Annotated in this window: 15 protein-coding genes; 9 read left to right on the top strand and 6 right to left on the bottom strand. The window is 70.1% G+C overall.

What is annotated here, in order from left to right; all coding sequences use genetic code 11:
• Nucleotides 1-53: 53 nt before the first annotated feature.
• The 8 genes from QO011_RS27590 to QO011_RS27555 all read left to right on the top strand — a co-directional run bounded on the left by QO011_RS27590 (nucleotide 54) and on the right by QO011_RS27555 (nucleotide 9,905).
• Nucleotides 54-620, top strand: coding sequence for a pyridoxamine 5'-phosphate oxidase family protein (locus QO011_RS27590; RefSeq protein WP_307279438.1), 567 nt, complete (start codon nucleotides 54-56; stop codon nucleotides 618-620).
• 144 nt (nucleotides 621-764) lie between these two features.
• Nucleotides 765-1,235, top strand: a complete 471-nt coding sequence (locus tag QO011_RS27585) for a MerR family transcriptional regulator (RefSeq protein WP_370882014.1) — start codon at nucleotides 765-767, stop codon at nucleotides 1,233-1,235.
• A gap of 16 nt (nucleotides 1,236-1,251) precedes the next feature.
• Nucleotides 1,252-3,030 carry an acyl-CoA dehydrogenase C-terminal domain-containing protein gene (locus QO011_RS27580; protein ID WP_307279436.1) on the top strand — a complete coding sequence of 593 codons (1,779 nt, stop codon included), beginning with the start codon at nucleotides 1,252-1,254 and terminating at the stop codon, nucleotides 3,028-3,030.
• Nucleotides 3,031-3,061: 31 nt separating this feature from the next.
• A complete protein-coding gene (locus QO011_RS27575; RefSeq protein WP_307279434.1) occupies nucleotides 3,062-3,463 on the top strand; it encodes a DUF4259 domain-containing protein in 402 nt (133 codons plus the stop codon).
• Nucleotides 3,464-3,561: 98 nt separating this feature from the next.
• Nucleotides 3,562-4,770 (top strand): acetyl-CoA C-acetyltransferase, encoded by a 1,209-nt coding sequence (locus tag QO011_RS27570; RefSeq protein WP_307279432.1) that lies wholly within the window; start codon nucleotides 3,562-3,564, stop codon nucleotides 4,768-4,770.
• A gap of 117 nt (nucleotides 4,771-4,887) precedes the next feature.
• Complete coding sequence (locus QO011_RS27565) at nucleotides 4,888-7,101, top strand: 3-hydroxyacyl-CoA dehydrogenase NAD-binding domain-containing protein (protein WP_307279430.1); 2,214 nt, start codon at nucleotides 4,888-4,890, stop codon at nucleotides 7,099-7,101.
• A gap of 94 nt (nucleotides 7,102-7,195) precedes the next feature.
• Nucleotides 7,196-9,130, top strand: a complete 1,935-nt coding sequence (locus QO011_RS27560; RefSeq protein ID WP_307279426.1) for a hybrid sensor histidine kinase/response regulator — start codon at nucleotides 7,196-7,198, stop codon at nucleotides 9,128-9,130.
• An 88-nt stretch (nucleotides 9,131-9,218) separates the two neighbouring features.
• Nucleotides 9,219-9,905 carry a DNA-3-methyladenine glycosylase I gene (locus QO011_RS27555; RefSeq protein WP_307279425.1) on the top strand — a complete coding sequence of 229 codons (687 nt, stop codon included), beginning with the start codon at nucleotides 9,219-9,221 and terminating at the stop codon, nucleotides 9,903-9,905.
• A gap of 24 nt (nucleotides 9,906-9,929) precedes the next feature.
• Here the strand turns inward: QO011_RS27555 and QO011_RS27550 are convergent, their stop codons facing one another.
• Together QO011_RS27550 and QO011_RS27545 are read right to left on the bottom strand one after the other, a co-directional pair.
• The gene (locus QO011_RS27550) at nucleotides 9,930-10,334 is read right to left on the bottom strand and encodes a type II toxin-antitoxin system VapC family toxin (protein WP_307279423.1); all 405 of its coding nucleotides are present in this window, start codon (nucleotides 10,332-10,334) and stop codon (nucleotides 9,930-9,932) included.
• Nucleotides 10,331-10,594 carry an antitoxin gene (locus QO011_RS27545; RefSeq protein ID WP_307279420.1) on the bottom strand — a complete coding sequence of 88 codons (264 nt, stop codon included), beginning with the start codon at nucleotides 10,592-10,594 and terminating at the stop codon, nucleotides 10,331-10,333. Before QO011_RS27545 ends, QO011_RS27550 begins: the two co-directional genes overlap by 4 nt.
• A gap of 278 nt (nucleotides 10,595-10,872) precedes the next feature.
• On the opposite strand from QO011_RS27545, the gene QO011_RS27540 reads away from it, so the two are divergent.
• The gene (locus QO011_RS27540) at nucleotides 10,873-11,595 is read left to right on the top strand and encodes an SDR family oxidoreductase (RefSeq protein WP_307279419.1); all 723 of its coding nucleotides are present in this window, start codon (nucleotides 10,873-10,875) and stop codon (nucleotides 11,593-11,595) included.
• Here QO011_RS27540 and QO011_RS27535 read toward each other — a convergent pair.
• The 4 genes from QO011_RS27535 to QO011_RS27520 form a co-directional block, all read right to left on the bottom strand.
• Entirely contained in the window at nucleotides 11,546-12,478 is a 933-nt protein-coding gene (locus QO011_RS27535; protein ID WP_307279414.1) for a LysR family transcriptional regulator, read from the bottom strand. The two genes, QO011_RS27540 and QO011_RS27535, sit on opposite strands and share 50 nt — an antisense overlap.
• Nucleotides 12,479-12,562: 84 nt before the next feature.
• Complete coding sequence (locus QO011_RS27530; protein ID WP_307279412.1) at nucleotides 12,563-12,877, bottom strand: type II toxin-antitoxin system RelE/ParE family toxin; 315 nt, start codon at nucleotides 12,875-12,877, stop codon at nucleotides 12,563-12,565.
• A 4-nt stretch (nucleotides 12,878-12,881) separates the two neighbouring features.
• Nucleotides 12,882-13,118: a ribbon-helix-helix domain-containing protein gene (locus QO011_RS27525; RefSeq protein ID WP_307279410.1), complete on the bottom strand. Its 237-nt coding sequence runs from the start codon at nucleotides 13,116-13,118 to the stop codon at nucleotides 12,882-12,884.
• A 130-nt stretch (nucleotides 13,119-13,248) separates the two neighbouring features.
• Nucleotides 13,249-13,932 carry a sulfate transporter family protein gene (locus QO011_RS27520; RefSeq protein ID WP_307279407.1) on the bottom strand — a complete coding sequence of 228 codons (684 nt, stop codon included), beginning with the start codon at nucleotides 13,930-13,932 and terminating at the stop codon, nucleotides 13,249-13,251.
• Nucleotides 13,933-14,031: the final 99 nt, after the last annotated feature.

The following is a 14,031-nucleotide window of genomic DNA, read 5'->3' as shown; positions in this document are numbered from 1 at the left end:
CCTCGTGGTCCGACCCGCGCATTCCTGCTAAGCCGGGCGGGAAGGAGCGGTCCATGGCCAAGCAATTCCCGCAGATCGAGCTGGCCCACCGTGCGTTCATCGCCCGGCAGCACATCTTCTTCGCCGCCTCGGCGACGGCCGCGAGCCGCATCAACCTTTCGCCGCGCGGCACGGACGGCTTTCGCATCCTCGGCTCCAACGCCGTCGCCTATCTCGACCGCACCGGCAGCGGCTGCGAGACCGCGGCGCATCTGAAGGCGGACGGCCGCCTGACGCTGATGTTCTGCGCCTTCGAGGCGCCGCCGCTGATCCTGCGCCTCTACGGGCAGGGCGCGAGCCTGTGGCGCGGCACGCCGGCCTATGCCCGCCTGCTCGCCGAGGCCTTCGGCGGCGAGGAGCCGCTCGGCGCCCGCCAGATCGTCACCCTCGACGTCGACCTCGTCCAGACCTCCTGCGGCTTCGGCGTGCCGCTGTTCGACTATGCCGGCGAGCGCGACACGCTCGAGCGCTGGGCCGCCGCCAAGGGCGAGGACGGGCTGGAGACCTATCGGCGCGAAAAGAACGCCCGCAGCATGGACGGCCTGCCCACCGGCATGTTCGACGAGATGGCGGCCGGCTGAACAGAGTTTCACGGGCCGGACCACGGTTCCGATCCGTGAAGATCTGCCGAGGCGCGACCGGCCGGTCGGTCGTGTAGCACTGGCTGAAGGTTGACGTTTACGTCAACGTCGGATACAAGCAACCGTCAGGCAAGGTCAGGTCCGGTGATCGACGCGCTCTCTTCAGTCCTGTCCCCGCGCTTCGGCGCTCCCGCGAGCGAGGAGCGCCCCGGCCGCTTCACCATCCACGACCTCGTCGCCGAGTTCGGCATCACCGCCCGCACCCTGCGCTTCTACGAGGAGAAGGGGCTGCTCACCCCGGAGCGGCGCGGCTTGGAGCGCCTCTATTCGCGGCGCGACCGGGCGCGGCTGAAGCTGGTGCTGATGGGCAAGAGCGTCGGCTTCTCCCTGGAGGAGGTGCGCGACATGCTCGACCTCTACGACCTCGGCGACGGCCAGGCGACGCAGCTCACCGTGGCGCTCACCCGTTTCGAGGACAAGCTCCTGGAGCTGGAGGCGCGCCGGCGCGACATCGACCGGGCCCATGCCGAGCTCAGCCATGCCCGCGACATCGTCCGGGCCCGTCTGGCCGCCCTGGCCGAGCCCGAGCCGCCGCGGCACGCCCGGCCGCGATAACACCTGCGAGGACGCCATGCCGAGCTACAAGGCCCCCGTCGACGACGTGATCTTCCTCCTCACCGATGTGCTCGACATCGACCGTCATCGCGAGCTGCCGGGCTTCGAGGACGTCTCGCGCCAGACCTTGCGCGCCATCCTGGAGGAAGGCGGCCGGATCTGCGCCGAGAAGCTCCTGCCGCTCAACGCTTCCGGCGACCGCGAGGGCTGCCGGCGCGCCGAGGACGGCTCGGTCGCCACGCCCAAGGGCTTCAAGGCGGCCTACGAGGCCTATCGCGAGGGCGGCTGGATCGGGCTGCCCGTCCCGGCGGAGTATGGCGGCATGGGGCTGCCGGCGACGCTCAACGCCGTGATGCAGGAATTCGTCACCTCGGCGAACTTCGCCTTCGGCATGTATCCCGGCCTGACCCAGGGGGCGATGGCGGCCCTGCTGGTGCACGGCTCGCAGGAGCAGAAGGCGACCTATATTCCCAAGATGGCCGCCGGCGAATGGTCCGGCACCATGAACCTCACCGAGCCGCATTGCGGCACCGATCTCGGTCTCCTGCGCACCCGCGCGGCGCCGCAGCCCGACGGCTCCTATGCCATCACCGGCCAGAAGATCTTCATCTCCGCCGGCGAGCACGACCTTGCCGAGAACATCGTCCATCTCGTGCTGGCGCGCATCGAGGGTGCGCCGGCCGGCACCAAGGGCATCTCGCTGTTCGTCTGCCCGAAATTCATCCCCGACGCCGAGGGCCGGCCCGGGCGGCGCAACGCCCTCTCCTGCGGCAAGATCGAGGAGAAGATGGGCATCCACGCCAACGCCACCTGCGTCATGGACTATGACGGGGCGACCGCCTGGCTGGTGGGCGAGGCGAACAAGGGCCTCGCCGCCATGTTCGTGATGATGAACGAGGCGCGGCTCGCCGTCGGCATCCAGGGGCTCGGCATCGGCGAGGTCGCCTACCAGAATGCCGCGGCCTATGCCCGCGACCGCCTGCAGGGCAGGGCGCTGACCGGGCCGAAGGCGCCGGACAAGCCGGCCGATCCGATCATCGTCCATCCCGACGTGCGCCGCACGCTGATGACCATCAGGGCCCTGACCGAGGCCGGCCGGGCCCTGGCGCTGGCCACTGCCCTGCAGGCCGACCTCTATCGCCGCGCGCCGGACGAGAAGGTCCGGCAGGCCGCCGACGACCGGCTCGGCCTGATGACGCCGGTGCTCAAGGCCATGCTGACCGATTACGGCTTCACCCATGCCGTCAACGCCCAGCAGGTGCTCGGCGGCCACGGCTACATCGCCGAATGGGGCATGGAGCAGTTCGTGCGCGATGCGCGCATCACCATGATCTATGAAGGGGCCAACGGCATCCAGGCCCTCGACCTCGTCGGCCGCAAGCTGCCGCGCGACGGCGGCCGGGCGATGATGGCCTTCCTGGCCGAGGTCAACGGCTTCGTCCGGGAGAACGAGGCCGATGCGCGCATGGGCCCCTATGTCGCGCCGCTCAAGGCCTCGGTCGGCCATCTCCAGCAGGCCACGATGTGGTTCATGCAGAACGCCATCGCCCGGCCCGACCATGCCGGCGCCGGCTCCGCCGACTATCTCCATCTTCTCGGCCTGGTGGCGCTGGGCCATATGTGGGGCTTGATGGCGCGCGCCGCGCTCGCCAGATCGGAAGAGCCGGCCATGCAGGCCAAGCTCGTCACCGGCCGCTTCTTCGCCGAGAGGCTGCTGCCGGAGACGGGCATGCGCCTGGCGCGGATCACGGCCGGCGCCGACAGCGTCATGGCGCTGCCGGCCGAGATGTTCTGAAGGTGGACCGCCCGGTTTCGCTGGAGGGTCGATGGGCGCCTGGGGTGTGAAGCCGTTCGAGAACGACGATGCGGCGGACTTCGTCTATCAGGTCGAATCCGACGGCCTGGATGCGATCCTGGCCGGGCTCGACGCCGCGGCCACGGCCGATTATTGCGAGGCCGACCAGGGCGCGCAGGCCGTGGCCGCCGCCGCCCTCGCCGCCGCGGCGCGGGACGGGCAGGAGGACCTGCTCTCGCGCGAGGCGGCCGAGGCCCTCGCCACGATACGGGAGGCGGTCCTGGCCAAGGCGGGGCTGGCGAAGCTCGCCCGGCGAGCGCTCCGCAGCGTCCGCGGGCCGGGCTCGGAGCTGGTCGACCTCTGGGCCGACAGCGACGAGGCCGATGCGTGGAATGCCGTGATCGACGACCTGATGGAACGATTGTCCGAGTAGAGGCTATCATGGACCACGCATGGCTCTATCCATGGTCCATGACAGCCTCTTGCGGGCGGCGCGGCGGCCGAGGCCGGCGCAGGTGAAGGAGAGGCCCGATGACCGAAGCCTATATCTACGACGCGGTGCGCACGCCGCGCGGGCGCGGCAAGCCCGACGGCGCCCTGCACGAGGTGACGAGCCTGGCGCTCGCCTCGGGCGCGCTGAGGGCGATCGCCGAGCGGAACGGCCTGCCCGAGGACGTGGTCGAGGACGTCATCCTCGGCTGCGTCGACCCCGTCGGCGAGGCCGGCGGCGACATCGCCCGCGTGGCGGCCATGCATGCCGGCCTCGGCACCCGGGTGCCGGGCGTGCAGATCAACCGGTTCTGCGCCTCGGGGCTCGATGCGGTGAACCTGGCGGCGGCGCAGGTCGTCTCCGGCCAGAAGGACCTCGTCATCGGCGGCGGCGTCGAGAGCATGTCGCGCATCGGCATGATGGCCTCGGGCGGCGCCTGGGCGCTCGATCCCTCCAGCGCCGTGCCGACCTACTTCATGCCGCAGGGCGTCTCGGCTGACCTGATCGCCACCCGGTACGGCTTCTCGCGCGGCGACGTCGACGCTTTTGCGGTGGAATCCCAGCAGCGCGCCGCCCGGGCCTGGGAGGAGGGGCGCTTCGCCCGGTCCGTCGTGCCGGTCACGGACGTCAACGGCCTCGTCATCCTCGACCGCGACGAGCACATGCGCCCCTCCACCACGCTGCAGTCGCTCGGCGCCCTCAATGCCTCCTTCGTGCAGATGGGCGAGATGGGCGGCTTCGACGCCGTCGCCGTGCAGGCCCATCCGGAGGTGGAGAAGGTCGAGCACGTCCACCACGCCGGCAATTCCTCCGGCATCGTCGACGGGGCGGCGGCCGTGCTGGTCGGCTCCAAGGCGGCCGGCGAGCGCTTCGGCCTCAAGCCCCGGGCGCGCATCCGCGCCGCGGCTTCGGTCGGCTCCGACACGGCGCTGATGCTGACCGGCCCCGTCGACGTCACCCGGCTGATCTTCGCCAGGACCGGGCTCGGCAAGGGCGACATCGACCATTTCGAGATCAACGAGGCCTTCTCCTCGGTGGTGCTGCGCTACATCCAGGCCTTCGACCTCGATCCCGCCAGGGTCAACCCCTGCGGCGGCGCCATCGCCATGGGCCACCCGCTCGGGGCGACCGGCGCCATGATCCTCGGCACGGCCCTCGACGAGCTGGAGCGCACCGGCGGGGAGCGCGCCCTGGTCACGCTCTGCGTCGCCGCCGGCATGGGCTCGGCCACCATCGTCGAGCGCGTCTGATGCGCGCCTCGCCGGGCCCGGGCGCGCCGGAGCGTTCGCGGCCTCGAGCAAATCCAGTCGCGGCAGGCCGGTCCTTTCCGGACCGCCGTCGCCATCGAACAGAGTAGGGAGCCGGCTATGGATCTCGTCAACTTCCATTTCGACGTCGACGCCGACGGCATCGCCGTCGCCACCTGGGACATGCCGGGCCGGTCGATGAACGTCATCACCCTCGACGTGATGGACGAGCTCGCGGCCATCGTCGAGCGTGTCGCCGGCGACGGCGCGATCAAGGGCTGCGTCATCGCCTCGGGCAAGGAGAGCTTCTCCGGCGGCGCCGACCTCACCATGCTGGAGAGCCTCGGCCGCGCCTATCGGGAGAAGCGCGCCGCCGCCGGCGAGACCGCGGCCATGCAGTCCTTCTTCGAGGGCACCCGCCGCCTCAGCCTGCTCTACCGGCGGCTGGAGACCTCGGGCAAGCCCTTCGCCGCGGCGATCGGCGGCGTCTGCCTCGGCGGCGCCTTCGAGCTGGCTCTGGCCTGCCATCACCGCGTCGGTGCCGCCGACGACGACAAGGCGCGCGTCGGCCTGCCCGAGGTCAAGGTCGGCCTGTTCCCGGGCGCCGGCGGCACCACCCGGGTCTCGCGCCTGATGCAGCCGGGCGACGCCCTGCAGATGCTGGCCAGGGGCGAGCAGCTGAAGATGGCGCAGGCCCTGAAGATGGGCCTTGTCCACGCCCTGGCGCCGAAGGCCGAGATCGTCGACAAGGCGAAGGACTGGGTGAAGGCCAACCCGGCGGCCAAGGCGCCCTGGGACGTCGACGGCTTCCGCCTGCCCGGCGGCTTGGTCTATTCCAAGGGCGGCATGATGGTGTTTCCGCCGGCCAACGCCCTCTACCGGCGCGAGACCTGCGACAATTATCCTGCCGCCCGCGCCATCCTGCAGACCGTCTACGAGGGCCTGCAGCTGCCCTTCGACCAGGCGCTCCGGGTGGAATCGCGCCATTTCGCCAAGGTGCTGCTGAGCCCCGAGGCGGCGGCGATGATCCGCACGCTGTTCGTGTCGATGCAGGATCTCAACAAGGGCGCCCGCCGTCCTGCCGGCGTGCCGGCGACGGCGCTGAAGCGCATCGGCGTGGTCGGCGCCGGCTTCATGGGCGCCGGCATCGCCTATGTCTCGGCGCTGGCCGGGCTCGAGGTCGTGCTGGTCGATCGCGACCAGGCCGCGGCCGACAAGGGCAAGGCCCATTCGGATGCGCTGATCACCGGCCAGGTGATGAAGGGGCGCGCCAGCCTCGCCGACAAGCAGGCCTTGCTCGCGCGCATCACCGCCACGCCGGACTATGGTGCGCTGGCCGGCGTCGACCTCGTGGTCGAGGCGGTGTTCGAGGACCGGGCCGTCAAGGCCGAGGTGATCGGCAAGGTCGAGGCCGTCATCGGTCCGGACACGGTCTTCGCCTCCAACACCTCGACCCTGCCGATCACCTCGCTGGCGGAGAATGCCGGCCGCCCCGGGAATTTCGTCGGCATCCATTTCTTCTCGCCGGTGGAGAAGATGCTGCTGGTCGAGGTGATCAAGGCCGAGAAGACCGGCGATCATGCCGTCGCCGCGGCGCTCGACTATGTCCGGGCGCTGAAGAAGACGCCGATCCTGGTCAATGACGGCCGCGGCTTCTTCGCCAACCGCTGCGTGCTCAACTTCGTGCGCGAGGGCCATCTGATGCTGGCCGAGGGTGTGCCGCCGGCGATGATCGAGACCGTGGCGCGGCTCGCCGGCATGCCGGTGGGCCCGCTCTCGCTCAACGACGAGGTGGCGATCGACCTCGCCTGGAAGATTCTGCAGGCGACCAAGCACGATCTCGGCGAGGGCTCGGTCGACCCGGCGCAGGAGGCGCTGCTCGACATCATGGTCAACCGGCTCGGCCGCCTCGGGCGCAAGAACGGCAAAGGTTTCTACGACTATCCCGACAAGGGCCAGAAACGCCTCTGGCCGGGCCTGGCCGACCTGCAGCCGGTCCGGCTCGACCCCGACGCCATCGATGTGCAGCGGTTGAAGCACCGCTTCCTCGTGGTCCAGGCGCTGGAAGCGGCGCGCACGGTGGAGGAGGGGATCGTCACGGACGTGCGCGAGGCCGATGTCGGCTCGATCCTCGGCTTCGGCTTCGCCCCGTTCACCGGCGGTGCCCTGTCCTATATCGACGGCATGGGCGTGCCGGCCTTCGTCAGGCTCTGCGAAGAGCTCGCCCGCGACCATGGCCCGCGCTTCGCACCGGGCGCCCTCCTGAAAGACATGGCCGCAGCGGACGAGCGCTTCTACCGGCGTTTCCCGCCGCCGGCGCGCAAGGCGGCCTGAGGGCCGCCGCGGCGGGCTTTCCCGGACGGAACAAGTCCGAGCGTCTCGCCGTTGAGGCCCTTGCCCCCAATGGCGAGATCGAGAGAGCAGAGGATTGTCCATTCCCGCCAGCCCCTATGAGCTGCTCGTCCAGAGCGTGACCGACTACGCCATCTACATGCTCGATCTCGAGGGGCGGGTGGCGAGCTGGAATCCGGGCGCGGAGCGGATCAAGGGCTACACGGCGGACGAGATCATCGGCGAGCATTTCGCCCGCTTCTACACGCCGGAGGACCGGGCCGCAGGCGTGCCGCAGCGCGCCCTGGAGACGGCGGCGGCGACCGGCCGCTTCACGGCGGAAGCCTGGCGCCAGCGCAAGGACGGCAGCCGCTTCTGGGCCATGGTGGTAATCGACCCGATCCGCCGCGACGGCGAGCTGGTCGGCTTCGCCAAGATCACCCGCGACATGACCGAGCAGCGCGAGGCGCAGCTCGCCCTGCTGGAGACCGAGCGGCGCTTCCGTCTCCTGGTCCAGGGCGTGGTCGACTACGCCATCTTCATGCTCGACCCCGACGGCATCGTCACCAACTGGAACTCCGGCGCCGAGCGCATCAAGGGCTATGCCGCCTCCGAGGTCGTCGGGAAGCATTTCTCGACCTTCTACACGCCCGAGGACCAGGAGGCGGGCATTCCCGCCAGGACGATCGAGACCGCGCGCCGCACCGGGCATTGTCAGGCCGAGGGCTGGCGCGTGCGCAAGGACGGCACGCCGTTCTGGGCCGGCGTCGCGCTGGACGCCATCCGCGACGAGGACGGCGTGCTCATCGGCTTCGCCAAGATCACGCGTGACCTCACCGAGCGCCGCGAGGCGCAGCTGGCCTTGGAGCGCTCGCGCGAGCAGCTGTTCCAGGCCCAGAAGATGGAGGCGGTCGGCAGCCTGACCGGCGGCCTGGCGCACGACTTCAACAACCTGCTCACCGGCATTTCCGGCAGCCTGGAGCTGATGAGGAGCCGGCTCGCCCAGGGCCGTATCGGCGAGATCGAGCGCTATATCACGGTGGCGCAGAATGCCGCCTCCCGCGCGGCCTCCCTGACGCACCGGCTCCTGGCTTTCGCACGGCGCCAGACGCTCGATCCCCGGCCCATCGACGCCAACCGGCTGGTGTCCGACATGGAGGACCTGGTGCGGCGGACCGTCGGTCCCGAGATCGCCGTGGAGGCGGCGCTCGCCGGCGGCCTGTGGCCGACGCTGTGCGATCCCAACCAGCTGGAGAACGCCGTCCTCAACCTGTGCATCAATGCCCGCGACGCCATGCCCCAGGGCGGCCGGCTGACGGTCGAGACCGCCAACACCTGGTTCGACGAGCGCAGTGCCGGCGAGCGCGGCGTGCGGCCGGGCCAGTACGTCGCGGTGAGCGTCAGCGATACCGGCACGGGCATGACCCCGGAGGTCGTGGCGCGCGCCTTCGAGCCCCTCTTCACCACCAAGCCGAGCGGCCGCGGCACCGGGCTGGGCCTTTCCATGATCTACGGCTTCGCCCAGCAGTCCGGCGGGGAGGCCCGGATCTATTCGGAGGTCGGGATCGGGACCACCGTGCGGCTCTACCTGCCGCGGCACCTCGGCGACGTCGCGGAGGAGAAGGGCTCGACCGCCGGTCCCCTCGCACATGGTCGCGGCCAGGGGCGGACCGTGCTGGTGGTCGACGACGAAGCCAGCGTGCGCGCGCTCGTCGCCGACGTCCTGGGCGAGCTCGGCTACCACGTCGTCGAGGCCAGCGACGGCGTTTCCGGCCTGCGGGTGCTGGAATCGCGGACGCCCATCGACCTCCTCATCACCGATGTCGGCCTGCCCGGGGGCCTGAACGGGCGTCAGGTGGCGGACGCCGCCAGGCGGACGCGCCCGGCGCTGAAGATCCTGTTCGTCACCGGCTATGCGGAGAATGCGGCTATCGGACATGCGCATCTCGAACCGGGCATGCATGTGCTGACCAAGCCCTTTGCCGTCGACAGGCTGGCCTCGCGCGTCGAGACGATCCTCGCCGAGGCCTGAGGCGGAGCGGCCTGCACCGGGCCTCGAAATTCCCGCAGGACCGGGTATCCTCTCCTGCCGCACGGCGGCCGGCGGGGGAGGGGGAGAAATGCGGGACTTCGCGGAAATCGCTGCCGAGGTGGCGGCGCGCAAGGGCGGCGCGGCGGCGCTCGAACGGCTGCTGGCCGAGACGCCCTCGCGCGAGCCCGCCGCCATCGCGGCCACGCCGGACGACCGCATCCTCGCCGCCATGACGCGGCGCATCTTCAATGCCGGCTTCTCGTCCAAGGTCATCGACGCCAAATGGCCGGCCTTCGAAGCCGCCTTCAAGGGCTTCGATCCCCACGCCTGCGCCTTCATGACCGACGAGCGCTTCGACGCGCTGCTGCAGGACGGCGGCATCGTGCGCAACGGCGCCAAGATCCGCTCCGTCCAGCTCAACGCCAGGTTCCTGCTCGACCTTGCCGCCGAGCACGGCAGCGCCGCCCGCTTCTTCGCCGCATGGCCGGACGGCGACTATGTCGGCCTCCTCGCGGTGCTGAAGGATCGGGCCAGCCATCTCGGCGGCGATTCGGGCATGCGCTTCCTCCGGGCCATCGGCAAGCCGGCCTTCGTCACCACGCCGGATGTGGTGGCGGCGCTGATCCGCGAGGGCGTGCTTACCCGCCCGCCGGGCGGCAAGCGCGACCTCGCCGCCGTCCAGGATGCGTTCAACCATTGGTCCGCCCAGTCCGGCCGCGACCTGACGCAGATCAGCCGCATCCTGGCGATGAGCGTCGATAGCGGGGGGCATTGAGCGGGCGGAGGTTCCCGATATGGCTCAGGCGAACCAATCCTCGGTTCGCAGCGGCTCGGGAACGCGCGAAAAGGCCTTGTCCCGTGTCACCAGCGTCGCATCGACGGCCACGGCGTGGGCGGCGATCATCATGTCGAGCGGCGCGAGGACGACGCCTCTGATCTCGCAGGCGGTGCGCAGGTCGCCATAGGCCCGTGTGACGCCGTGATCCCAGGGCAGCACGTCGACCCGCAGCAGGAACTGCCTGACGCGCTCGGTCAGCGCGGCGGGATGGTTCCGCCGGGCGAGCCCGTAGAGCAGTTCGCTCTCGGTCACGGCCGAGATGACGATCTCCGCCATCGGCAGGCTGGCGAGCTTGCGCGTGATCTCCGGCCGGTCACCCCTGATGACATGACCGGCGAGATTGGTATCGAGCATATGAGGGCTCATTCCTTCCAGCCCTCGAACGGATCGCGGTCCTGCAGCGGCTGGCTTCGATCGACCGGTCCCATGAAGTCGTCCGGCACGTCGTCCCTGCGGTAGAGGTCGAACAGGCCGTCCCATGAGTCCGGCTTGCGCGAGAGGATGACGTCGCCGGTCTTCGGATCCCGGCGGACGAAAACCTCGCTTCCCTCGAAACGGAACTCCGCCGGCAGCCGAACGGCCTGGCTGCGGCCGGTCGTGAAGAGCTTTGCGGTCTTGCGCCCCATGACGGCCTCCCATGATGATAGCTATCATGATAGGCGGCAGGTGAGAGAAGTATCAAGATATCCATCGTGTAGCCCTGACGCGATCCATCGCGGTGCGTCCGTTGCCGGCATCCATGCCCCTCGGACGCGTCGGTGCGATGCGCAGGGTCCCGGCCTCTCCGGGCGCCGGCGATCGGCATTGCCGATGATGCTATCGGGGTCTTCCGTTTCCCCGGCCCGCCCTTGTCTGCGCAGTCTTTGCTTCATGTTCGCTCGCAAACACAGGGCAGGGTACAGAGATGGACAAGACGAAAATTCTGATTGTCGGCGGCAGCTCCGGCATGGGCCTGGCGCTGGCGCGGCGCTGCCTCGGCGCAGGGGCGAGGGTCGTCATTGCCGGGCGCAGCGTCGAGAGGCTGGAGCAGGCCCGCAGGGATTTGCAGGACCCCGCGACGCTGGAGACGGCGGTGCTCGACATCACGCGCGAGGACGAGGTGGCGGCGCTGTTCGCGCGCATCGGCAGGCTCGATCACATCGTCAGCACCGCCGCCGACATCGCCGGCGCCTACGAGCTCCTGCCCTCGCTCGACCTTGCGGCCGCCCGGCGCGTGGTGGAGAGCAAGCTCTACGGGCCGCTGCTGCTCGCCAAGCACGGCGCGCCGCGGCTCGCCGCGGCCGGCTCCATCACCGTCACGTCAGGCATCGCCGCCTATCGCCCGGCGCCGCGCGGCGCGGTCGTCGCCGCCGTCAACGCGGCCCTGGAAGGGTTGGTGCGGGCGCTGGCGGTCGAGCTCGCGCCGATCCGGGTCAATGCGGTCTCGCCGGGCTGGGTCGACACGCCGATCTGGTCCGTCGTCGCCGGCGCGGGGAAGGACGAGACCCTGGCCGCCATGGCCGAGCGCCTGCCCGTCGGCCGTGTCGGCCGGCCCGACGACATCGCCGAGGCCATCGCCTTCCTCGTCGGCAGCGGCTTCACGACCGGAACGGTGCTGCATGTCGAGGGCGGGCACCGGCTGGTCTGAGCGGCGCGAAGGCCGCGTCCGCGGCGGCGAGCACGCGCTGCAGCGCCGGCGGCTGCACGCGCCGGCGGCGCCAGACCATGGCGAGCGGTGCGGTCCGCATCGGACCGGGCCAGGGCTGCTCGACGATCTCGCCGCGGGCCAGCGCCTCGGACACCGCCAGGCGCGGCAGCAGGCCCAGTCCCGCGCCGGCGGCGACCAGCTGCGCGATGGCGCGGACGCTGCCGACCTCCGCGACGGGTTTCGGCGCCGCCAGGCCGGCTTCGGCGAAGGCGGTGTCGAGCAGGTGCCGGTAGACGCAGCCCGTCTCGGTCGCCACGAAACCGGCCGCGGCGAGCGCTGCGAGATCGCCGGTCATCGCAGCCGCTCCGGGCGCCGCGACGAGGACCAGCGGCTCCCGCGCGATCACCCGCCTGGCCAGGCGCTCGTCCAGGCGGCCTTGGTCGAAGCAGAAGGCGACGTCGATGCCGCCTTCAGCCAGGCCCCGCAGCAGCTCGCTGCTGCCCGCGACCGTCAGTCGGATATCGATGTCGGGGTGGCCCTTGCAGACATCCGACAGCCAGCGCGGCAGCTTCACCGCGGCGATGGTCTCCAGCGCGCCGATGGTGACCGCGCCGGCCATGCGTCCGGCCGCCGCCTCGACCGCGGCCCGCGCCTCCTGGTCCAGCGCCAGGATGTCCTCGGCATAGGATCGCAGCGCCTCGCCCGCCGGCGTCAATGTCAGGCCGAGCCGGGTGCGCGCGAACAGGCTCGCCCCGAGCTCGGCTTCGAGGGCCTGGATCTGGTCGCTGACGCTCGATTGCGCCAGGTGCACCGCCTCGGCCGCCCGGGTGACGTTGCCGCTGCGGGCGACCGCCAGGAAGGCCCGGAGCATTCTGGGATGCATCGCGTGTGCTCCATCGATGCGAACGGACGGGTGCCGCGCCTGGAGCATGATGGCTCCTGGCGTCGGCGACAGCCCTTGGAACCTTCACAACCCGAAATCCTCGCGGAAGCGATCGATCTGATGCATCTGCTCGTGCAGGATCGTCACGATGCCAATGTTGCCGTTCGAAAGTTTCCGCCAGTAGACGAAGTGCCTTTGGTACCGGAAAAAATATCCCTCGACGCCAAATTCGGCTGGAACCGGCTTCGATATCACCCCATGGCTCTCGATCCTGTCGAAAGCCTCGAACAACCCGGTGATGTGGCGCTCGGCCTGTTCGGGCCCCCAGTGGCTCTGCGTATAGCGATAGATTTGGTCGAGACGGTGAGAGGCCGCCTCCTGGATGAGGACGGCTGCCATGAGATCAAGTTCGGTTCCGCGCGATGACCTCGGCGGCAGTCACGACCTTGTAGGACGATTCGGGGGCCGCAAAGGCATGGCGAACCTCGGCCACCAATCGATCGAACGCCTGCTTGTCCGCCCGTTCCTTGTCGCGGCGGATCAGGTCGCGGATGTACTCGCTGACATTCTCATAGGAGCCGTTCTCTCCAATGTTTGCCGCCACGAAGTCGCTCAGGGCACCGCTGAGGCGGACCGTCATGGTTGTCGTTCGGGGCATGGCACGATCCATACTTGGCGAGTGTATTCAATATAATCAAAAATGAATACGCCTGCAAACCAAGCTCCGTGCGTGTTGGCCGAGAGCGCTTCTCACGGCAGCAGCGCCTCCCTCACGCCGGCGCCGGCAGGCGCGGGCGCGAGCCGATCACCGCCTTGTGCAGATGCACCATGAAGGCGGTGGCGAACAGCGGCGTGACGATGTTGACGATCGGGATCGCCAGCACCAGCGCGATCACCAGGCCGCCGAGGAACACGCGCACGCCGTTCTCCCGGCGCAGCCGCAGCACCTCCTCGCGCGGATGGAAGCGCCCGGCGGCCAGCTCGAAATATTCGCGGCCGAGCAGGTAGCCGTTGGCGACGAAGAAGGCGGCGATGTTGATGCCGGGAAAGAAGAGCAGCACCAGCACCACGATGTTGACGGCGATCACCAGCACGGTGAAGCGGATGGCGGCCCAGAGCGCCTGGCCGAACGGCAGCGCCCGGCCCGGCGGATCGTCGGGATAGCAGGTCGCCTCCACCACGGCCGCCACGTCGTCGAGGAACAGGCCGGCGAACAGAGCCGTCACCGGGGCGACGAGGAAGCCGAGGCCGACCAGCAGGCCGAGACCGGCGAGCACGTCGAGCACGGTCTTGAGCCAGCCGGGCGGCACGGGCACGAAATGGGCGAAGGCCGTATAGAGACCGGCCCAGACCGCGGCCAGCATGACCAGCGTCAGTCCGACGGCCTTGATCATCACCGAGCGGAACGGCGGCGAGGTGATCTGCCGGAGAGCGAGGACGGCGTGGGAGAGCATGGCGGGCGAACATCCCAGGAACTGCCCCGGGCTGGGCCGGCGCGACACCGGAGATAGGCGGTCCTGGTGGCATCCTCAAGCCGGCGGGCGCTGGGCCGG

The sequence above is a fragment of the Labrys wisconsinensis genome, from assembly GCF_030814995.1.
Classification (GTDB): Bacteria; Pseudomonadota; Alphaproteobacteria; order Rhizobiales; family Labraceae; genus Labrys; species Labrys wisconsinensis.
Note: the sequence above shows the minus strand (reverse complement) of the source record. Positions and strands in the feature narration are given on the sequence as shown.

Excerpts from the sequence above, each read along its gene's own strand:
- QO011_RS27590 (WP_307279438.1), top strand. The coding sequence starts at position 54 with ATGGCCAAGCAATTCCCGCAGATCGAGCTGGCCCACCGTGCGTTCATC.
- QO011_RS27580 (WP_307279436.1), top strand. The coding sequence starts at position 1,252 with ATGCCGAGCTACAAGGCCCCCGTCGACGACGTGATCTTCCTCCTCACC.
- QO011_RS27575 (WP_307279434.1), top strand. The coding sequence starts at position 3,062 with ATGGGCGCCTGGGGTGTGAAGCCGTTCGAGAACGACGATGCGGCGGAC.
- QO011_RS27570 (WP_307279432.1), top strand. The coding sequence starts at position 3,562 with ATGACCGAAGCCTATATCTACGACGCGGTGCGCACGCCGCGCGGGCGC.
- QO011_RS27565 (WP_307279430.1), top strand. The coding sequence starts at position 4,888 with ATGGATCTCGTCAACTTCCATTTCGACGTCGACGCCGACGGCATCGCC.
- QO011_RS27555 (WP_307279425.1), top strand. The coding sequence starts at position 9,219 with ATGCGGGACTTCGCGGAAATCGCTGCCGAGGTGGCGGCGCGCAAGGGC.
- QO011_RS27550 (WP_307279423.1), bottom strand. The coding sequence starts at position 10,334 with ATGAGCCCTCATATGCTCGATACCAATCTCGCCGGTCATGTCATCAGG.
- QO011_RS27545 (WP_307279420.1), bottom strand. The coding sequence starts at position 10,594 with ATGGGGCGCAAGACCGCAAAGCTCTTCACGACCGGCCGCAGCCAGGCC.
- QO011_RS27540 (WP_307279419.1), top strand. The coding sequence starts at position 10,873 with ATGGACAAGACGAAAATTCTGATTGTCGGCGGCAGCTCCGGCATGGGC.
- QO011_RS27535 (WP_307279414.1), bottom strand. The coding sequence starts at position 12,478 with ATGCATCCCAGAATGCTCCGGGCCTTCCTGGCGGTCGCCCGCAGCGGC.
- QO011_RS27530 (WP_307279412.1), bottom strand. The coding sequence starts at position 12,877 with ATGGCAGCCGTCCTCATCCAGGAGGCGGCCTCTCACCGTCTCGACCAA.
- QO011_RS27525 (WP_307279410.1), bottom strand. The coding sequence starts at position 13,118 with ATGACGGTCCGCCTCAGCGGTGCCCTGAGCGACTTCGTGGCGGCAAAC.
- QO011_RS27520 (WP_307279407.1), bottom strand. The coding sequence starts at position 13,932 with ATGCTCTCCCACGCCGTCCTCGCTCTCCGGCAGATCACCTCGCCGCCG.